This window comes from Massilia sp. Soil_C_3 (genome assembly GCF_057657035.1).
Window position 1 is genome coordinate 251,871 of record NZ_JBDGJG010000006.1, and the last position, 20,142, is coordinate 272,012.

Sequence of the window (20,142 nt, forward strand, 5' to 3'; positions counted from 1 at the left end):
GTGGCAAGGCGCCGCTTACTCGATAAAGCGCAGGATGCCGCGCAGCGCGTGGGCGATGGACTGCTCGCGCACGGCCTGGCGGTCGCCCTGGAACACCAGGCGTTCTGTATGGACATGATCGCCGCGCGCCCAGCCGAAGCACACGGTGCCGATCGGCTTGCCGGGCACGGCGCCGGTCGGGCCGGCGATGCCGGTGGTCGAGACGGCGATGTCGGCGTTGCTGTTGGCCACGGCGCCCGCGGCCATGGCGGCGGCCACTTCTTCGCTGACCGCGCCGAACTGCGCGATCACGGCGTCGGGCACGTCCAGCATCTCGTTCTTGGCGGTGTTCGAATAGGTCACGAAGCCGCAGTCGAACCAGTCGCCCGAGCCGGGGATGGCGGTGAGCGTGTAGGCGATGCCGCCGCCGGTGCAGGATTCGGCGGCGGCCAGCATCAGTTTTTTGGGGCCGAGGGCGTCGCTGACTTTCTGGGCAAGGTCGATGAGTTCGTTCGTCACGTGGGTCTCCTTTGGAAGCCGCCGGCCGGGCGAATGCCACGTCGGGAAACCGGTCGGACTCCCTTCATTCTAGCGCGCTGCGCGGGCGCGCGGTAAGCGAACGGCAGGTCAAAGTTTCAAAAATTGCTACCCAAACAGCAGGCGAACGTTTACAGTGCCAGCCGCATTCTCATCCTGCCCCGGCTTGATAAATGTTTCGTGCGACACACAGCACGGGCGTGCTGCTATGCTGGGATGACCGATTTCTCGTCTTTGTTAGAAATTTTACATGCCGCGCATGCTGTTCCATGAGCGGTCCGTGGAGGAAGCATGAGCCGCCAGCGCTCTATCCGCAAGAAGCTGGTGGCGGTGGTGATGACGACCACGTTCGTCGCGTTGCTGGTCTCGATCGCCATCGTGATCGCCTATGACCTGCGCAGTTACCACCGCGCCCTGGTGAACGACCTCTCGACCCAGGCCGAACTGGTCGGCCACATGACGTCCGCAGCCCTGAGCTTTGACGATCCGCGCCTGGCCAATGAGAACCTGGCGCTGCTGCGCACCAGTCCCCTGGTGCGGGCTGCCGCCATCTACGATGCCAAAGGCGCGCTGTTCGCCTCCTACGCCGCCGCCGGCGAACCCCGTAATATTCCCCAGCGCCTGGACGCGGCCGTGCAGTCCGAGGGCGCCAACGACGACCTGGTGGTGCGCCAGCCCATCGTCGAGAATGGCGACACCGTGGGCACGGTCGTGCTGCGCGCCGAGAACCGCCTGCTGGCGCGCACCATCGATTATCTTGCGATCGCGGCCGGGGTGACCTTGCTGGCGATGGCGATCGCCTATCTGCTGATGTGGCGCCTGGGGCGCGTGATCACGGCGCCGATCGTGGCCGTCACCGAGATCGCGCGCGAGGTGGTGGCCACGCGCGACTATTCGCGCCGCGCGCCGCGCATCGGCGACGACGAGGCGGCCGAGCTGGCCGACTCCTTCAACGCCATGCTGACCGAGATCGAGGGCCGCACCCGCGAGCTCGAGGATTCGCACAGCACCACCCTGCGCGAGGCCCGGCAGCGCACGCGCGCGCAGCAGGAAGTGATGCGCCTGAACGAGCAGCTCGAGCAGCGCGTCGACGAGCGCACCCTGCAACTGGCGCTGGCCAACGCCGAACTGGCCAACGCCAACGAGGAAGCGAAAAGCGCCAACCAGGCCAAGTCGGCCTTCCTGTCCTCGATGAGCCACGAGCTGCGCACGCCGCTCAACGCGATCCTCGGCTTCGCCCAGATTCTGACGTCCGACACGCTGCCCTCGACCCTGGAGCAGAAGAAGGAATTCGCGAACCACATCCTCAAGTCGGGCCGCCACCTGCTCACCCTGATCAACGAGATCCTCGACCTGGCCAAGGTCGAATCGGGCACCATCACCCTGTCGATGGAACCGGTGGCCCTGACCGACATCCTGCTCGAAGTGCGCACCATGATCGAGCCGATCGCCGCCACCCGCAAGGTGCGGGCCCTGTTCCCGGATGCGTCGGAGGCGGTGGTGATGGCTGACCGCACGCGCCTGAAACAGGTGCTGCTCAACCTGTTGTCGAACGCCGTCAAGTACAACCGCGAAGAGGGCGCGGTGGTGGTCAGCTGCGAGCATCCGACGCCCGATCGCCTGCGCCTGTCGGTGCAGGACACCGGCAACGGCCTGAACCCGGAGCAGCTGGCCAACCTGTTCCAGCCGTTTAACCGCCTGGGCCAGGAAGCGGGGGCGCAGGAGGGCACCGGCATCGGCCTGGTGGTGACCAAGCGCCTGGTGGAACTGATGGGCGGCGAGATCGGCGTCACCAGCAGCCCGGGCGTGGGCAGCGTGTTCTGGATCGAGCTGGCCAGCACCACGCCGCTGGCGTCGGCGCTGCCCGAGCGCAGCCCCGAGGCCGCGAGCGCGCCGAGCGACTTGCCCGACGAGGGGGAGCCGCACCTGGTGCTGTACGTCGAGGACAACCCGGCCAACCTGCGGCTGGTGGAAGAAATCGTCGCCTTCCGGCGCGACCTGCGCCTGCTGTCGGCCCCCGACGGCCACCTTGGCCTGGAGCTGGCCAGGGCGCACCTCCCGGAAGCGATCCTGATGGACCTGAACCTGCCGGGAATGAGCGGCTACGAGGTGCTGCGCCAGTTGCGCGCCGATCCCGAGACCACCTGGATTCCGGTCATCGCGCTGACCGCCAACGCCATGCCGCGCGATATCGAGCGCGGCATGGCGGCGGGCTTCCACCGCTATCTGACCAAGCCGATCGACATCGATAAATTCACTGAAGCGATCAATAGTACGCTGGCAGAGCAGCCCAGGACGGGCCCGCCAGGCGAAAGGAAGGCTAGATGATTTCCCTGTCCGACATCCGGCGCGCGCGCATCCTCGTCGTCGACGACGAGCCGGTGAACGTGCAACTGCTCGAATACCTCCTCAAGACCACCGGCTACGAGAACGTCAGTTCCACCCACGATCCGCGCCAGGTGGTGGCGCTGCACCTCAAGCACCGCTTCGACCTGATCATCCTCGACCTGCACATGCCGGGCATGGACGGCTTCGAGGTGATGGAAGCCCTGAAGCCGCTGGAGAGCGATTCCTGGCTGCCGGTGCTGGTGGTGACGGCCGAGCCGGATAAAAAACTGGCGGCGCTCGAGGCGGGCGCACGCGACTTCATCGGCAAGCCGATCGACACGGTCGAGGTGATGACCCGCATCCGCAATCTGCTCGAGGTGCGCCTGCTGCACCGCGAGTCGCTCGACTACGGCAGCCAGCTGGAGCGCCAGGTGCGCGAGCGCACCGCCGAACTGGCGCGCTTTCGCGGCGCGATGGACGCCACCCAGGACGCCCTGTTCCTGATCGACACCGCCAGCATGGCGATGGTCGACGTGTCGGAAGGCGCCTGCCGCATGCTGGGTTTTTCGCGCGACGCGCTGCTGCGCATCGACCCGGTGGCGCTGGGCCTGGCCACGCGCACCCAGCTCGAGCGCCTGCTGGGCGGCGGCGCCGCGCACGATGGCGAGTCCGAGGCCGACATCGTCGAGACCGACCTGCTGCGCGCCGGCGGCGAAGGCTCGGTGGCGGTCGAGATCAGCTGGAAGCTGCAGGAACAGGACGTCGAGCACGCCGCGCAGCGCATGCTGATCGCGGTGGCGCGCGACATCAGCGAGCGCCTGCAGGCCCAGGAAAACCTGCGCCACGCGGCCAGCTACGACGCCCTGACCGGCCTGCCGAACCGCACCCTGTTCTTCGAAAACCTGCGCGACACCATCGAGCTGGCCCAGGACAAGAACTGGCGCGTGGCGGTCCTGTGCATCACGCTCGACCGCTTCAAGGTGATCAACGACACGCTCGGCACGCGCGGCGGCGACGAGCTGCTGCGCCAGTTCAGCACGCGCCTGGTGCGCTGCGCGAAAGTGCGCGATTCGGTGGGGCGCCTTGGCGGCGACGAGTTCGCGCTGATCCTCACCATGCCGCGCGAGCAGCAGGACGCGGTGAACATGGCCAACGACGTGCGCGAGTCCCTGCGCATGCCGTTCGACCTGCACGGCCAGCAGGCCGCGCTGACGGCCAGCATCGGCATCGCCATGTACCCGGACGACACGGTCGAGCCGGGCGCGCTGGTCAAGTACGCTGACACCGCCATGGTGCGCGCCAAGGAGGCCGGCCGCGACGGCTACCGCTTCTTCACCGCCGGCATGAACGTGCAGGTGCTGGCGCGCCTGGATCTCGAACTGGCCCTGCGCGGCGCGCTCGAAGACGCGCAATTCGTGCTGCACTACCAGCCCAAGCTGGAGCTGAACACCGGCCGCATCGCCGGCACCGAGGCGCTGCTGCGCTGGCACCGTCCCGGCTACGGCCTGGTGTATCCGGCCGAATTCGTGCCGATCATGGAAGAGACGGGCCTGGTGGTGCGGGTCGGCGACTGGATCATCGACGAGGCCTGCCGCCAGATCGCGGCCTGGAACGCTGACGGGGTGCGCGACGTGCGGGTGGCGGTGAACGTGTCGAGCCGCCAGTTCGTCGAAGGCGACCTCGAAGGCGTGATCAAGGGCGCCTTGGCCCGCCACGACGTCGAACCGGGGCTGCTGGAACTGGAGCTCACCGAAAGCGCGCTGATGCAGAACGCCCAGCGCACCACCGAGGTGCTCACGCGCCTGAAGGCGCTCGGGATCCGGATCGCGATCGACGATTTCGGCACCGGCTACTCGAGCCTGGCCTACCTGAAGCGCTTCCCGATCGACAAGCTCAAGATCGACATCGCCTTCGTGCGCGATATCGTCAACAACCCGGACGACGCCGCCATCGCGCTGGCCATCATCAGCATGGCGCACAGCCTGCACATGCAGGTGATCGCCGAGGGCGTCGAGACGCGCGCCCAGATGGCCTACCTGCGGCGCAACCGCTGCGACCAGATCCAGGGCTTCTATTTCTCGCGCGCGCTGCCGGCCGACCAGATGGCCGAGATGGTGGTGTCCAATCGCGCCAAGCCCGACGAGAAACAGACTGCCGACGACAAGGTGCAGACCCTGCTCATCGTCGACGACGACCCGAACGTCTTGAGCGCGCTGCACCGCCTGTTCCGGCGCGACGGCTACCGCGTGCTGACCGCGTCCTCGCCGGCCGAGGGCTTCGAATTGCTGGCGCTGTACCGGGTGCACGTGATCCTGTGCGACCAGCGCATGCCGGTGATGAGCGGGACCGAATTTCTCAGCAAGGTCAAGGAGATGTACCCCGAGACCATCCGCATCATCCTGTCCGGCTATACCGGGGTGGACTCGGTGCTCGACTCGATCAACCGCGGTGCGATCTACCGCTTCTACACCAAGCCATGGGACGACCAGCAACTGCGCGACAATGTCCGCCTCGCGTTCCGGCATTACTGGATGACGTACGGACCCTACGACGACCGCAAGACGCCGCGCGAGGAAGACCAGCAGGGCGAGGCGGCCTAGGAGGCGACTGCATTTCGGCGCCGGCTCAATCCGGCACGATCTCGCGATACGCCACCGGCACATGGCTGGGCGCCAGCACCAGCCCGGCGAAGCGCTCGCCGATGAGCCGGTGGCCGGCGCCGTCCGGATGCAACGCGTCGCGCAGGACCAGTCGCGCGCTGTCGGCGAGGCCGTACAGCCGCCTGCCGTCCAGGTAATGCAGGTCGGGATCGACCGCCGCCCGCTCGCGCACGATCGCCTCCAGCTCTTGCCGGATGACCCCCAGCGTCAGCTTGCCCTGCGCGATCTCGTGCACGTCGCCAGCGGCCCGGTACAGCACCCGGCCCGCGGCCAGGGCTTCGGTCTCGAACTGCGTCGGCCCCGGCACGTCTTCGTGGATCGGAGAGCACAGCGGCGAAACGACGAACAGCGGCGTCGTGGGATGGCCGTCCCGGATCGTGTCGAGAAAGCCATGCACCGCCGGGCCGAAGGCGCGCAGGCGCATCAGGTCGGTGTGCACCAGGTCGATGCCGATCTTGAGGCTGATCAGGTCGGCATCCAGTTCGCGGATGGTCCGCGCCAGGAAGGGATCGAGCAGGGCGTTTCCGCTCAATCCCAGGTTGAGCAGGTCCACGCCGGCGCGCAGCGCGGCGACGGCGGGCCAGGTGCCGGTGGGATGGGCGGCGTTCGCGCCCTGGCTGATGGCGCCGCCGTGGTGCAGCCATCTGCGTTTGCGCAGCGCGGGCAATGCGGCCACCGGCGCCGGCGAGCGCAGCGCCACGACCTCGGTCACCTGGTCGTGGGGCAGCCAGATCTCGACCGTCTTGCGACCGCCCGGCAGCTCGTCGAAGCGCACGGTCTGCATCGCGGCGCCGACCGGCGTGGTCGCGCCGGACCTGACGTCGATCTTCAGCGAGCGCGCCCCGCGCGCGCTGGCGCGGCGCGCCATGCGGCCGTCGACCAGCAGGTCGTAGACGCCGTCCGGACCACTCGCGGGCCGGGTCGCGCGCACCACGAGTTCCAGCCAGCGCGATGCGGTCTGGAACGCCAGCCGCACGCCCGCGCCCTGCGCCGCGGCCTGCGCCAGCTGTGGATCGCGCGAGCGGGCCCTGGCCCAGGCGGGCAGCCGGTGCGGCAGGAAGCCGGCCGGCGTCTGCTCGATCTCGACCGCGCCATGGATGAAGCGCGGGCCGAGCGGCGTGACCAGCGGATGAAAAGCCAGCGCCATGCGCTAGCCGGCCCTGAGGCGCCGCGGGCGGAACTGCAGCAGCAACGCCGACACCAGGAAGTAGAAGGCGCCGAAGCCCGCGTAGCCGGCCACCGTGGCGACCGTGGGTTCGGCCGGCATGCGCGCCTGCCCGATGAATACGGCGCCGGCCAGCGCCGACTGCGCGCCGCTCAGGGCCATCGCCCACTGGGCGCCATACGTTTTCCAGCGGCGCAGCGCGGTGCCGAGCTGCAGCAGGCCGGACAGGATGGCCCAGGCGCCGAACACCGCCAGCACGCGGTGCATGTCGGGCAGCGAGATGGCCAGCGCCAGCGCGACGGCCAGGCTCACGACGACGTTCAGGAGCTGGGTGCGGTTGGCCGCCAGTCCGCCGCTGCGGCGGCCGTCGGCCATATTGGCCAGCGCGTCCCAGGCGGGATAGGCGACCAGCAGCACGGCGCTGGCGACCGCCGACTGGCTGGCGAGCGCTAGCACCGCGATCACCCAGCAGATCGAAAACGCCGCGCGCACGAAATAATAACGTTTGAGCCAACCTTCATCGGCTGCGTGGTGGAAAGGTAGTTTGTTCATGGTGTCCTCCATCGGTTGAAGTTAAATTCCGGCATACCATTCGTAGCCGCGGTCTTCCCAGTAGCCGCCGTTGCCGCCCCACAGGCCGGCGAAGCTGTCCACCAGCTCGATCCGCATCAGGTACTTGGCCTGCTTGTAGCCCAGTTGGCGCTCGACGCGCAGCCGCAGCGGCGCGCCATGGCCGACGCCCAGGTCGGCGCCGTTCATGCCGTAGGCGAGAATCGTCTGCGGGTGGAAGGCGTCGACCAGGTCGATGCTCTCGTAATAGCGGCCGCTGCCGTCGAGCGTCGCTTCCAGTTCGTCGGCGCAGTGGAACACCACGTAGCGCGCGGACGGCATGACGCCGACCGCGCCGAGCAGGAAGCCCAGCGGCACGCCGGTCCACTTGCCGATCGCGCTCCATCCTTCCACGCAGTCGTGGCGCGTGATCTGAGTGCGCGAAGGCAGCAGCTTGAGCTGGGCCAGTGAAAACGACTGCGGGCGCGCGACCAGCCCGCCGACCTGCAGGCGCCAGTCGGCAAAGCCGTTCTCCAGCAGCGCGGCATAGGTGTCGCTGTCGGGCATGCTGGTGCCGTTGACGCGAAAGCGCGGCGAGATGTCGGCCTCGGTGTATTCGCGCGCCAGCGCCGTGCGGTCCAGCAGCCGGCGCTGCGCGCCCATTGTCAGGCTTTCGGCAAGGCGCAGGACGTCGCCGGCTCCGGCGGACGGCCCGCCCAGGTCGCAGCCGGCCAGGGCCAGGGCGCCGGCGCCGGCCAGGAAGCGGCGCCGGCCGGCAAGGAAATCAGTCATGGGAGTCTCCCTCCTGGATTGCATAACGTCCCGACAGCATCGAGCGCAGGTTGTTCCATGGACCCGACAGCAGCACCATGGCCAGGTGCACGACGAGGAACAGCACCAGCAGCGCGGCGCTGATGAAATGGAGGGTGCGCGCCGACTGGCGCCCGCCGAACAGGTCGAGCAGCCAGGGTACGGCGGCGTTCATTCCCGGCGACATCGTCAGGCCGGTCAGCACCATCAGCGGCAGCAGCAGGCCAATGACGGCGAGGTAGCTGAGCTTTTGCAGCGCGTTGTAGTCGCGCGCGCGTTCGTCGTGCGCAAAGCGCAGGCGGGCATGGTCGGCCACTTCGCGCCACAGGTGGCGCGCGGCGAGTTCGCGCCGGCGCGGCAGCAGGTGGCGCCGGAAGTGGTCGCTCAGCAGGCCGTACGCAAGGTAGGCCGCGCCGTTGAAGACGAAGCACCAGGCGAAGAACAGGTGCCAGCGCCGCCCGGCGGCCAGGTCTTGCGCCGCGGGCAAGGTGAGCCAGGCGGGGAAGGGGCCGAGCGTGAGCAAGGCCTGCGCGCTGTCGGCCCCGGCCTGGCCCCAGTACAGCTGCGGCCATGCATTGAAGATCTGCATGCCGCTGGCCGCCAGTACGCAAAAGAAGACGGCGTTGAGCCAGTGGGTGAGCCGCGTGACGACGGCGTGGCGCTCGATCATGACGACGCGCGGCGCCGCCCTTTCCTGGATTGCCTGGTGGATGTGCATGGGAACCTCGGTGGCGATTACATCGGCGGCACGATGCCGTTGTTGCCCACCACGATCTGCTGCGTGACCAGCTTGCCCTTCGCGTCCTTCTGCGCCGGAATGAAGACGACCGCTTCAGGCTTCAGGTCGGCGCCCGTGGCCGGTCCGAGCGTCACGATCGGGGTGCCTTCGGGGATGGCGATCTTCTTTTCCTTGCCGTGGTAGGTCACGGTGACGGTATGGCCGTCGACGCCCTGCACCGCATTGGCCACGGTCGCATTGGTCATATTGCTCTTCGGCTTGAGGTCCCAGGCGTAGCTGCCTTCGCCGGTGCCCTTCATCGCCGGCGGGAACACCAGCACTTCGAGCGCGCCGTCGCCGCCTTCGGCCTTCGGCAGCGAGGCGATGCCGACGAAGCTGCCCGGCTTGATGTCGGCCATGGTGGCGCGCGCCACGCCGGCCACCTTGTAGCCTTCGGCCAGGGCCACGGTCACGGTCTTGCCTTCGCGGCTCTTCACCTGCAGGGTGTTGGCGGACACACTGACGATCTTGCCGCGCACATTGACGCGGTCCTGGGCGGCGCCGGCCGCCAGCGCCGGGGTGGGGGAGATGGCGCCCGCGACGAGCGTGGAAGCGACGGCCAGCATGGGAATGAAACGGCTGAAAGTAATATTGTTCATGAGCATACCTACTAGTTGGTAGAGTTGTGGCGCAAAAAAATGCCGGTCCCGCACGGCGCGCCCAATGTCGCGGGACCGGGTCGGCTCCGGGCATCCTCGGCGAGGCTGCCCGGCTTGATTCGTCATGCCGGCACGGCGAGACGCTCCAGCTGGGTCGTCGTGATGGCTCCGAACACCTTCGCATCGCCATAGGCGCGCGCCGACAGCATGGCGCCGTGCACCGTGGCCATGAAGACTTCGGCTTCGACCTCGGGCGACTGCGTCAGCCGGATCGTGCCCTGTTGTACACCCTGCCCGAGGAGCGAGGCCATCCAGCCCGACAGGAAGCGAAAGTAACTGCGCACCTCGACCGCCACCTCGGCCGGCAGGATCGGCAGTTCGCCGGCCAGCAGCGCGCACACGCAGAACGGCGCGCTCAGGTCGGCGATGCACTTTTCCCAGTAGTCGATATAGGCGCGCAGCATTCCCAGCGGATCGGGAATCGCCTGCTGCAGGCGCTCGATCCCCTCGGCAGTGGCCTGGCGGTGCTGCACCACGATGGTCTTGACCAGGTCGAGCTTGTTCGGGAAGTGGTGGTGGATGCTGGCCTTGCGGATGCCGACCACATCGGCGATGTCCGCATAGCTGAAGCCGTTGTAGCCACCGGCCACGATCAGGGCGCGCGCGCAGGTCAGGATGTCTTCCGAGGTGTTGGACAGTTTCTTCATGCAGTCATCCTACCTTTTGGTAGGTAGGATCGTCAAGCACTTGTTTTCCTGGCGCGCCGGACCGGATCAGCCGTCGGTCGAACGGGTGACCGCCTCCCAGGCATCGATCTCGGCCAGCCGCCCGGCAAGCGCGGCGCGCACCAGCGCCAGCGCATCGCTGCCGAGCAGCAGGTGTGCTGGCGGCCGTTCGCTCTCGACCAGGCGCAGGATCGCCTGGGCCGCCCTGGCGGGATCGCCCGGCTGCTTGCCGCTCTTTTCCATGCGCGCCCGCCGCACCGGTTCGAAACTGGCGTCGTAATCGCCGATCGCGCGCGGGCTGCGCACCATCGAACGCCCGGCCCAGTCGGTACGGAATGATCCCGGCGCGACGGCGGTGACCGCGATGCCGAAGGGCGCCAGCTCCTTGCTCAAGGTATCCGAAATGCCTTCCAGCGCAAACTTGCTGCCGCAGTAATAGGCGATGCCGGGCATCGTGATGGCGCCGCCCATCGAGGTGATGTTGACGATGTGGCCCTGGCGGCGTCGGCGCATTCCCGGCAGCACGGCCTTGATCACGGCCACCGCGCCGAACACGTTGACGTCGAACTGGCGGCGCATTTCGTCCAGCGGCGATTCTTCCAGCACGCCTTCGTGGCCGTAGCCCGCGTTATTGACGAGCACGTCGATCGGGCCAAGCGTGCGTTCGACCCGGGCCACGACGGCCTCGATGGCGGCGTTGTCGGTCACGTCCAGCAACTGCGGATGCGCGCGCGCCGGATCGAGGGCCGCGAAGGCGGTCGCCTGTTCGCTGCCGCGCACCGTGCCGGCCACGCGGTGGCCTGCCGCCATCGCGGCCTGCGCCAGTGCCCGTCCGAATCCGCTGCTGACGCCGGTAATGAAGAATAGCTTGCCCATAAGTCCTCCTTGATGTCGAGAACTGGCATGATATTCTTCAGCATTGCGTTACCGCCGCCGAGAAACCTCGATTTCTAGCCTGATCCTATGAGTGCACGCCAACAGACCGTCGCCCTGCTGCGCTCCCTGTCGCCACTGGAAGGCTATAACCTGACGCCGCTGCCGGACGTCCGGCTGCTGCGCTCCGACCGCCCGCTGGCGCGCACGCCGGTGCTGTACGACCCCGGCATCGTGATCGTGTGCCAGGGCAGCAAGCAGGGCTATTTCGGTGGCGAGGTCTATCGCTACGACGCGCAGCATTACCTGGCGGTGGCGGTGCCGGTGCCGTTCACCATGGAGACCCAGGCCAGCGCGGCCGAGCCGCTGCTGGCCATCTACCTGCACCTGGATCTCGAACTGGCGGCCGACGTGCTGCTGCAGGTCCAGCAGCATGGCGGCCTGGCCGAGGCGGGCGCGAAGAGCATGGTGTCGACGCCGGTCGACGCGCCCTTCGCGGCGACCGTGCTACGCCTGGTGCAGGCGCTGGCCGACCCGCTGGAGGCGGCGGTGCTGGGACGCGGATTGCTGCGCGAGCTGTATTACCGCGTACTGACCGGGGAGCAGGGCGGCGCCATGCGCGCGGCGCTGGCCCGGCAGGGGAAGTTCGGCCAGGTCTTCAAGACCCTGCGGCGCATCCACGCGGCCTACCGCGAGCCGCTGACGGTGGAACAGCTGGCGCTGGACGCCGCCATGAGCGTGCCGACTTTCCACCAGCACTTCAAGACGGTCACCGGCACCACGCCGATCCAGTACCTGAAATCGATCCGGCTGCACCAGGCGCGGCTGCTCATGGTGCGCAACGACCGCAGCGCGGCGGTCGCGGCAGCGGAGGTGGGTTACGAAAGCGCCTCGCAATTCGGGCGCGAGTTCAAGCGCCTGTTCGGCCTGAGTCCGGCGCAGGAAGCCAGGCGCATGCGCTCCAGCTTTGCCCTGCCGCCGCAGGCCAATCCGGCGTTCGTGTCATCGCATTGAGACATTCAGCTGCCGCTGAAGTGATCCCAGCCCGTCAAGCCCAGGTCGAGCGGCGCGCCGTGCGCGTCGACCAGGCGCAGGCCGGGCGCGGTCTCGATCGTGCCCACCCGGGTGACCGGCGTGGCGGCCTGCGCCGCGGCTTCCAGCACCGCCGCGCGTTGTGATACCGGCGCCGTGAAGCACAATTCGTAATCGTCGCCGCCGGCCGCCGTGAAGCGGCGCCGCAGCGCGAGGTCTTGCCGCGCCAGCACCGGGCCGGCCGGCAGCGCATCGACGTCGAGCGTGGCGCCGACGCCGGATGCCGCCAGGATGTGTCCGAGGTCGCCGACCAGGCCATCCGAGATGTCGAGCGCGGCGTGTGCAATCGGCGCACCTGGCACCGTCGCCAGCGCCAGGCCCAGGGCCACGCGCGGCATCGGCATGTGCAGCCTCGGCGCGGCCTGCGCATGCGCCTCCGGAGTGAGTTCGACCTCTTTCCAACAGCCTGCCAGCGCCAGGCGTGCATCGCCCAGCGTGCCCGAGATCCAGATGTCGTCACCCGGTTTGGCTGCAGCGCGCCGCAGCGCATGGCCGGGGGCGACTTCTCCGAACACGGTGATGCAGATATTCAGCGGCCCCCTGGTGGTGTCGCCGCCGATCAGTTCGCAGCCATGCTCGTCGGCCAACGCGAACAGGCCGCGCGAGAAACCGTCGAGCCACGCCTCGTCGGCCCGCGGCAGCGCCAGCGCCAGGGTAAAGGCGACGGGGCGGGCCCCCATCGCGGCCAGGTCCGACAGGTTCACGGCCAGGGCCTTGTGGCCCAGCATGAAGGGATCGGCGCCGGCGAAGAAGTGGCGGTCCTCGACCAGCATATCGGACGAGATCGCGATCTGGCGGCCAGGCGTCGGGACGAGCAGGGCGCAGTCGTCGCCGATGCCCAGCGCGACGTCATGGCGGCCAGGGCGCTGGCGGTGAAAAAAGCGCTTGATGAGGTCGAATTCGGAAAGCATGGCGGCGATTGTACCGTTCCGCGATGGCCTACCAGGAATTGCTGCAACCGCACATAAGTGTGGTGAAAATACGTAGCCATTGACAACATCCTGTCTGATAAAATCAAAGACCCCGATTTGCTTCAGGAAGGCTGCCCAGCATGGATTCGTCATCTGACAAAAAAGAAGAATTACGTCAGCAACTGCGTCAAGCAGCGCTCGAGTATCACCAGTTTCCCCGTCCCGGCAAGATCAGCGTGGCGCCCACCAAGGGCCTGCTGAACCAGCGCGACCTGGCCCTGGCGTATTCCCCGGGCGTGGCCGCGCCTTGCGAGGAAATCGTCAAGGATCCCGCCAACGCCTACAAATACACCGCGCGCGGCAACCTGGTCGCCGTGATCTCCAACGGCACCGCCGTGCTGGGCCTGGGCAATATCGGTCCGCTGGCGTCGAAGCCGGTCATGGAAGGCAAGGGCGTGCTGTTCAAGAAGTTCGCCGCGATCGACGTGTTCGACATCGAGATCAACGAGACCGATCCCGATAAACTGGTCGACATCATCGCCTCGCTCGAGCCGACGTTTGGCGGTGTGAACCTGGAAGACATCAAGGCGCCCGAGTGCTTCTACATCGAGCGCAAGCTGCGCGAGCGCATGAAGATCCCGGTCTTCCACGACGACCAGCACGGCACCGCGATCATCGTCGGCGCCGCCATCCTGAACGGCCTGAAGGTCGTCAACAAGAACATCAAGGAATGCAAGCTGGTGGTCTCGGGCGCCGGCGCGGCCGCGCTGGCCTGCCTCGACCTGATCGTCGATCTCGGCTTCCCGATCGAGAACATCTTCGTCACCGACCTGGCCGGCGTGGTCTATAAAGGTCGCGTCGAACTGATGGACCCGGACAAGGAACGCTTCGCGCAAGACACGCCGCACCGTTCGCTGCTTGATGTCATCCCCGGCGCCGACATCTTCCTGGGCCTGTCCGCTGGCGGCGTGCTCAAACAGGACATGGTCGCGAAAATGGCCCCGAGCCCGCTGATCCTGGCGCTGGCCAACCCGAATCCGGAAATCCTGCCGGAAGACGCGAAGGCGGTGCGCGGCGACGCCATCATCGCCACCGGCCGTTCGGACTACCCGAACCAGGTCAACAACGTCCTGTGCTTCCCCTATATGTTCCGCGGCGCCCTGGACTGCGGCGCGACCACCATCACGCGCGAAATGGAAATCGCGGTGGTGCACGCGATCGCCGACCTGGCCCATGCCGAGCAGTCGGACATCGTGGCCTCGGCCTACGGCATCTCGAACCTGTCCTTCGGTCCGGAATACCTGATCCCGATGCCGTTCGATCCGCGCCTCTTGACCCATATCGCGCCGGCCGTGGCCAAGGCCGCGATGGACGGCGGCGTCGCCACCCGTCCGATCGAGGACCTGGAAGCCTACGCCGAAACGCTGCAGCAGTTCGTGTACCGCAGCGGCACCTTCATGAAGCCGCTGTTCACGGTCGCCAAGAGCGCGCCGCCTGAGCTCAAGCGCATCGTCTACGCCGAGGGCGAGGACGAGCGCGTGCTGCGCGCGGTGCAGGTGGTGGTCGACGAGAAGCTGGCGCGCCCGATCCTGGTCGGCCGTCCGGCGGTGCTGGAGCAGCGCATCGAGAAATTCGGCCTGCGCCTCAAGCTGGGCGTGCACTTCGACGTCATCAACCCCGATTTCGACGAGCGCTACCGCGACTACTGGCAGAGCTACCACCAGATGGTGATGCGCAAGGGCGTAACGCAAGACCTGGCCAAGCTGGCCATGCGCCGCCGCCATACCCTGATCGGCGCCATGATGATCCACAAGGGCGAAGCCGACGGAATGATCTGCGGCACCTATGGCACGACCCAGATGCACCTGGAATTCATCGACCAGGTGCTGGGCAAGCGCGCCGGCGCCAACGTCTATGCGGCGATGAACTTCATCATCACGCCGGAACGCCAGCTGGCCATGGTCGACACCCACGTCAACGAGAATCCGAACGCCGAGCAGCTGGCCGAGATCACGATCATGGCGGCCGAAGAGATGGAACGCTTCGGCATCTGCCCGCGCGCGGCCCTGCTGTCGCACTCGAACTTCGGCAGCGCCAATACGGAATCGGCGCAAAAGATGCGCGCCGCCCTGGCCCTGGTACAGCAGAAGAAGCCGGAACTGGAAGTCGACGGCGAGATGCACGGCGACGCCGCGCTCGACGCCAAGAACCGCGCCAAGATCATGCCGGAATCGACCCTGAAGGGCGACGCCAACCTGCTGGTGCTGCCGAACATCGATGCCGCCAATATCTCGTACAACCTGCTCAAGACGGCGGCCGGCAACGGCATTGCGATCGGCCCGGTCCTGCTCGGCTGCGCGCGTCCGGTCCACATCCTGACCCCGTCAGCGACGGTGCGCCGGATCGTCAATATGACGGCGCTGGCCGTGGTGGATGCTGTTTCCCAGCGGTAACTATTCGCCGGTTTGTACCAGACGCCTGCCTCGCGCGCCTTGCGCCGGGGCAGGCGTTTTGTTTGGAACCTGTCTCCAGCTGTCGCTGTTTGTCGTTCTGCAAAGACACTGGTAACAAACCGTAAGCGACCGTCGCTGCTCGTCATTTTCGGGTCATAATGTTCAGATAAGTGTTGATTTAATTGCACTCATTTCTGATGTGCAATTAGGCAAAACGACCTCCTCTGTTACAATCCTGGCTTCGCCGGGCTCGTCAAGTAATACGTGGCGCCCGCAAGACCACTTCATATCCATCCAAGAACATGCAAAACAAACGAGCCCTCATCACCGGTATCACCGGCCAGGATGGCGCCTATTTGGCCCAGTTGCTCCTGGAAAAAGGCTATCACGTCACCGGCACCTACCGTCGTTCGAGCTCGGTCAATTTCTGGCGCATCGATGAACTCGGCATCACCTCGCATCCGAACCTGTCGCTGGTCGAATACGACCTGACCGACCTGGCTTCGAGCCTGCGCCTGATCGAAACCGCGCAGCCGAGCGAAGTGTACAACCTGGCGGCGCAGAGCTTCGTCGGCGTGTCCTTCGACCAGCCGCTGACCACCGCCTCGATTACCGGCCTGGGGGCCGTCAACCTGCTGGAAGCCATCCGCATCGTCAATCCGAAGATCCGCTTCTACCAGGCGTCGACCTCGGAAATGTTCGGCAAGGTGCAGGCCATCCCGCAAAAAGAAGATACGCCGTTCTACCCGCGTAGCCCGTATGGCGTGGCCAAGCTGTACGCGCACTGGATGACCATCAATTACCGCGAGTCCTACGACATCTTCGGTTCCTCGGGCATCCTGTTCAACCACGAGTCGCCGCTGCGCGGCCGCGAGTTCGTGACCCGCAAGATCACCGATTCGGTGGCCAAGATCGTGCAGGGCAAGCTGGAACTGCTGGAGCTGGGCAATATGGACGCCAAGCGCGACTGGGGCTTCGCCAAGGAATATGTCGAAGGCATGTGGCGCATGCTGCAGGCCGACAAGCCCGATACCTACGTGCTGGCGACCAACCGCACCGAGACCGTGCGCGACTTCGTCACCATGGCCTTCAAGGCTGCCAACATCACGCTGGACTGGAGCGGTTCGGGTGAGCAAGAAGTGGCCCACTGCAGCCAGAGCGGCAAGCAGCTGGTGGGCGTCTCGTCCAAGTTCTACCGTCCGGCCGAAGTCGAGCTGCTGATCGGCGACCCAGAGAAAGCCAGGCGCGAGCTGGGCTGGGAGCCGAAGACCACGCTCGAAGAGCTGTGCCAGATGATGGTCGACGCCGACCTGCGTCGCAACGAACAGGGCTTCTCGTTCTGATATGACGCGCCTGGCCACGGATGACGTTTCCGCTCTCGCGCAGCGCGCGACAGAGCGCGAAGGGGAGGGCCGCCGCGCCCTGATCACGGGCCTGCGCGGCTTCACCGGCCATTACCTGGCGCAAGAACTGACGGCCGCGGGCTACCGTGTGTTCGGCACCGTGATGCCGGGCGAGGAAACCGGGCCCGATCTGTTTGCGGTCGACCTGTGCGACCGCGATGCGGTGGCCGCCATGGTCGCCGAGGCCAAGCCCGACGTCGTGGCCCACCTGGCCGGCATCGCCTTCGTGGGCCATGCCAACGTCGAGGCGATCTACCGCGTCAATGTGGTGGGCACGCGCAACCTGCTCGAAGCGCTGGCGGCCGGCGAGCATCGCCCCACCAGCGTGCTGCTGGCCTCGTCGGCGAATATCTACGGCAATGCCAATGTGCCGGTGATCGACGAAAGCGTGCCGCCGGCGCCGGCCAACGACTATGCGGTCAGCAAGCTGGCGATGGAATACATGGCGCGCCTGTGGATGGATAAATTGCCGATCACGATCGTGCGTCCATTCAATTACACCGGCGTGGGCCAGGCCGAGAATTTCCTGTTGCCCAAGATCGTCAACCACTTCCGCCGCAACGAAGCCCGCATCGAACTGGGCAATCTCGCCATCGCGCGCGATTTCTCCGACGTGCGCATGGTGGCGCGCAGCTATCGCCGCCTGCTGGCGGCGGCGCCCGCCGGCGAAGCCTTCAACGTCTGCTCGGGCACGCCGCACTCGCTCTCGAATGTCATCGAGACCATGGGCGAGATCGCCGGCTATCGTATCGACGTGCAGGTCAATCCCGCCTTCGTGCGCGCCAACGACGTGCTTCAACTGACTGGCAGCAATCGCAAGCTGGCCGCCGTGATCGGCGACCTGGCGCCGACCCCGCTGCACGAGACGCTGGACTGGATGTACAGGGCGTGAAACCGGCAGTCATCAAGGTCGGTCTGGGCACGACCATGGTCGAGCCCGGTTTGACCGGTGGCCGGCTGGACGGCATCGGCGTGTACACCCGGGCCCTGATGCAGCACCTGCCCGCAACGCTCTGCGAGGTGGCGCCGTTTTCCTGGCCCCGCCTGCGCCAGGGCGATGCGGGTATCTCCATCGGCCAGGCATTCCCTCAATCTTTTGAGTCAGCGACCTTGATTGACCTGGTGACGCCGGGCGCGCACCGTGTCCACATGCCGGCCGATATCTTCCACGTGACCGACTACCGCGTCGTGCGCATGGATTGCCCGGTGGTGGCCAGCCTGCACGATGCGCTGCCGATCAAGCACCCGGAATGGTGCAACCCGCGCCTGCGCAAGCTCAAGAACTGGCTGCAAGCCAGGGCGGCGCGCAAGGCCGACCACGTGATCGCGCTGTCGCACTTCGCCATCGACGAACTGGTCGAATGCTTCGGCGTCGACGAGCGGCGCATCTCGGTGGTGCCCTGCGGCGTCGACGAGGAATGGCTCGCCGCCCCCGCACCGCAGGCGGTCAAGGCGACCCTGGACGCCTATGGCCTGCAGCCTGGCTATTTCTTCTTTGTTGGAACCCTGCAACCGCGCAAGAACGTCGAGCGCCTGCTGGAAGCGTATCTGGCGTTGTCCGCGCCCTTGCGCGCCGAACGTGGCCTGGTGATCGTCGGCGCGCCCGGCGCGCGCAGCGAAGCCCTGGTGGCCTCGATCAAGGCGGCGCAGGCGGCGGGCGAGAACGTGGTCTGGCTGGATCGCCTGACCGACTATGGGCAATTGCGCCACCTGTATGCCGGCGCCGGCGTGTTCGTCTTTCCCTCCTTGTACGAGGGCTATGGCATTCCGGTACTGGAAGCCTTTGCCTCGAACGTGCCGGTGGTGGCCTCGAACACGACCTCGCTGCCGGAAGTGGCGGGCGACGCGGCGCTGCTGGTCGACCCGCTGTCGAGCGGCGCCATCGCCGACGCCATGCGCATCCTGGCCACGGACGGTGTTGCGCGCGCGCGCTGTATCGCCGCCGGACGCGCCCGCGCCGAACAACTGACATGGCAAAACACCGCACGCCTGACGGCGGAAGTGTACCGTGCCGTCCTTTCGCAGTAAGCTGAGCTGATTATGCGTGTCCTTCATTTCTACAAGACCTACCACCCGGATTCCGTGGGCGGGGTCGAACAGGTGATCCGCCAGATGTGCGTGGGCACCGGCCGCCTCGGCGTGAGCAATACCGTGCTGTCGCTGTCGCGACACGACAACCTGGTCCCGTTCGAATTCGAAGGCCATATGGTGCACCGCGTGCCGCTCAATGCCGAGATCGCGTCCAACGCCATCTCGGTGCAGTCGATCGGCGCGCTGGCGCGCCTGGCGAAGCAGGCCGACGTGGTGCACTACCACTTCCCCTGGCCCTTCATGGACCTGGCCCATTTCATGGCCCGGGTCGACAAGCCGACGGTGGTCACCTACCACTCCGACATCGTGCGCCAGCGCCACCTGCTGCGCCTGTACCAGCCGCTCAAGCACCGCTTCCTCAAGAGTGTCGATGCGATCGTCGCCACCTCGCCCAACTACCTCGGTTCGTCGACCGTGCTGGCGCGTTACAAGCAAAAAACCTCGGTCATTCCCTTCGGCCTGGACCGCGGCACCTATCCGCAGCCCGAGCCCGACCGCCTGGCGCACTGGCGCGAGCGCGTGGGTCCCAAGTTCTTCCTGTTCGTGGGCGTGCTGCGCTACTACAAGGGCCTGCACATCCTGCTCGAGGCGGCGCAAGGGCTCGACTATCCGATCGTGATCGTCGGCGCCGGGCCGATCGAGCAGGAGCTCAAGGAACAGGCCGCACGCCTGGGCCTGTCCAACGTGATGTTCGTCGGCGCGATCGACGAACCGGACAAGGCGGCGCTGCTGACGCTGTGCTATGCGGTGTCTTTCCCCTCGCACCTGCGGTCGGAAGCCTTCGGCATCTCGCTGCTCGAAGGGGCGATGTACGGCAAGCCGATGATCTCGAGCGAGATCGGCACCGGCACCACCTATATCAACATCGACGGCGACACCGGCCTGGTGGTGCCGCCGTCCGACGCGCAGGCGCTGCGCGCGGCGATGCGCACCCTGTGGGACAACCCGGACATGGCGCGCGCCATGGGCCACCGCGCCGAGGCGCGTTTCGAAGAATTGTTCACGTCAGAGAAGATGGCGGCCAACTACACGGCGCTGTACCACGAACTGGTCGCAAGGCGTTCGCCAAGGGAAGTCGATACGGCGGTTGAACAGCCTAAGTCGCAGTTCATTCGATAACACCCGTCCGTCGTTCCCGCGGAGGCGGGAACCCAAGTCTCGTCGTACAGTGGCGGCGGCAAACGTAGTC

At 66.7% G+C, this 20,142-nt stretch carries 17 protein-coding genes; 8 read left to right on the plus strand and 9 right to left on the minus strand.

The window, feature by feature from the left end; translation table 11 throughout:
• Window positions 1–15 precede the first annotated feature (15 nt).
• Window positions 16–498 carry a CinA family protein gene (locus tag AC3A6F_RS14070; protein ID WP_487681698.1) on the minus strand — a complete coding sequence of 161 codons (483 nt, stop codon included), beginning with the start codon at window positions 496–498 and terminating at the stop codon, window positions 16–18.
• Window positions 499–807: 309 nt separating this feature from the next.
• On the opposite strand from AC3A6F_RS14070, the gene AC3A6F_RS14075 reads away from it, so the two are divergent.
• Window positions 808–2,844 (plus strand): sensor histidine kinase, YfiR-like protein-associated, encoded by a 2,037-nt coding sequence (locus tag AC3A6F_RS14075; RefSeq protein ID WP_487681700.1) that lies wholly within the window; start codon window positions 808–810, stop codon window positions 2,842–2,844.
• The gene (locus tag AC3A6F_RS14080; protein ID WP_487681702.1) at window positions 2,841–5,444 is read left to right on the plus strand and encodes an EAL domain-containing protein; all 2,604 of its coding nucleotides are present in this window, start codon (window positions 2,841–2,843) and stop codon (window positions 5,442–5,444) included. Before AC3A6F_RS14075 ends, AC3A6F_RS14080 begins: the two co-directional genes overlap by 4 nt.
• Window positions 5,445–5,469: 25 nt before the next feature.
• Here the strand turns inward: AC3A6F_RS14080 and AC3A6F_RS14085 are convergent, their stop codons facing one another.
• From AC3A6F_RS14085 to AC3A6F_RS14115, 7 genes are all read right to left on the minus strand, one after another.
• Window positions 5,470–6,651: an SGNH/GDSL hydrolase family protein gene (locus AC3A6F_RS14085; RefSeq protein ID WP_487681704.1), complete on the minus strand. Its 1,182-nt coding sequence runs from the start codon at window positions 6,649–6,651 to the stop codon at window positions 5,470–5,472.
• Between the two features lie 3 nt (window positions 6,652–6,654).
• Window positions 6,655–7,221: a DUF308 domain-containing protein gene (locus tag AC3A6F_RS14090; protein ID WP_487681706.1), complete on the minus strand. Its 567-nt coding sequence runs from the start codon at window positions 7,219–7,221 to the stop codon at window positions 6,655–6,657.
• 21 nt (window positions 7,222–7,242) lie between these two features.
• Window positions 7,243–8,010: a molybdopterin-binding protein gene (locus tag AC3A6F_RS14095; RefSeq protein ID WP_487681708.1), complete on the minus strand. Its 768-nt coding sequence runs from the start codon at window positions 8,008–8,010 to the stop codon at window positions 7,243–7,245.
• Window positions 8,003–8,746: a cytochrome b/b6 domain-containing protein gene (locus tag AC3A6F_RS14100; RefSeq protein WP_487681710.1), complete on the minus strand. Its 744-nt coding sequence runs from the start codon at window positions 8,744–8,746 to the stop codon at window positions 8,003–8,005. The genes AC3A6F_RS14095 and AC3A6F_RS14100 overlap by 8 nt, the downstream gene beginning before the upstream one ends.
• A gap of 17 nt (window positions 8,747–8,763) precedes the next feature.
• Window positions 8,764–9,405, minus strand: coding sequence for a hypothetical protein (locus AC3A6F_RS14105; protein ID WP_487681712.1), 642 nt, complete (start codon window positions 9,403–9,405; stop codon window positions 8,764–8,766).
• A gap of 122 nt (window positions 9,406–9,527) precedes the next feature.
• Complete coding sequence (locus AC3A6F_RS14110) at window positions 9,528–10,112, minus strand: TetR/AcrR family transcriptional regulator (RefSeq protein ID WP_487681714.1); 585 nt, start codon at window positions 10,110–10,112, stop codon at window positions 9,528–9,530.
• 66 nt (window positions 10,113–10,178) lie between these two features.
• On the minus strand, window positions 10,179–11,006 hold the full coding sequence (locus AC3A6F_RS14115; protein WP_487681716.1) for an oxidoreductase: 828 nt from the start codon (window positions 11,004–11,006) through the stop codon (window positions 10,179–10,181).
• Window positions 11,007–11,093: 87 nt separating this feature from the next.
• On the opposite strand from AC3A6F_RS14115, the gene AC3A6F_RS14120 reads away from it, so the two are divergent.
• The gene (locus AC3A6F_RS14120; RefSeq protein ID WP_487681718.1) at window positions 11,094–12,017 is read left to right on the plus strand and encodes an AraC family transcriptional regulator; all 924 of its coding nucleotides are present in this window, start codon (window positions 11,094–11,096) and stop codon (window positions 12,015–12,017) included.
• A 5-nt stretch (window positions 12,018–12,022) separates the two neighbouring features.
• Here AC3A6F_RS14120 and thiL read toward each other — a convergent pair whose 3' ends face one another.
• The gene (thiL, locus tag AC3A6F_RS14125) at window positions 12,023–13,006 is read right to left on the minus strand and encodes a thiamine-phosphate kinase (protein ID WP_487681720.1); all 984 of its coding nucleotides are present in this window, start codon (window positions 13,004–13,006) and stop codon (window positions 12,023–12,025) included.
• Between the two features lie 140 nt (window positions 13,007–13,146).
• Here thiL and AC3A6F_RS14130 point away from each other — a divergent pair, with 140 nt between their 5' ends.
• The 5 genes from AC3A6F_RS14130 (at window position 13,147) to AC3A6F_RS14150 (ending at window position 20,072) form a co-directional block, all read left to right on the plus strand.
• Window positions 13,147–15,459 carry an NADP-dependent malic enzyme gene (locus AC3A6F_RS14130; RefSeq protein WP_487681721.1) on the plus strand — a complete coding sequence of 771 codons (2,313 nt, stop codon included), beginning with the start codon at window positions 13,147–13,149 and terminating at the stop codon, window positions 15,457–15,459.
• A 302-nt stretch (window positions 15,460–15,761) separates the two neighbouring features.
• Window positions 15,762–16,802 (plus strand): GDP-mannose 4,6-dehydratase, encoded by a 1,041-nt coding sequence (gene gmd / locus AC3A6F_RS14135; RefSeq protein WP_487681723.1) that lies wholly within the window; start codon window positions 15,762–15,764, stop codon window positions 16,800–16,802.
• A gap of 1 nt (window position 16,803) precedes the next feature.
• Entirely contained in the window at window positions 16,804–17,754 is a 951-nt protein-coding gene (locus AC3A6F_RS14140; RefSeq protein ID WP_487681725.1) for a GDP-mannose 4,6-dehydratase, read from the plus strand.
• Window positions 17,751–18,890 carry a glycosyltransferase family 4 protein gene (locus AC3A6F_RS14145; RefSeq protein ID WP_487681727.1) on the plus strand — a complete coding sequence of 380 codons (1,140 nt, stop codon included), beginning with the start codon at window positions 17,751–17,753 and terminating at the stop codon, window positions 18,888–18,890. The genes AC3A6F_RS14140 and AC3A6F_RS14145 overlap by 4 nt, the downstream gene beginning before the upstream one ends.
• A gap of 12 nt (window positions 18,891–18,902) precedes the next feature.
• Window positions 18,903–20,072 carry a glycosyltransferase family 4 protein gene (locus AC3A6F_RS14150; protein ID WP_320473994.1) on the plus strand — a complete coding sequence of 390 codons (1,170 nt, stop codon included), beginning with the start codon at window positions 18,903–18,905 and terminating at the stop codon, window positions 20,070–20,072.
• Window positions 20,073–20,142 lie beyond the last annotated feature (70 nt).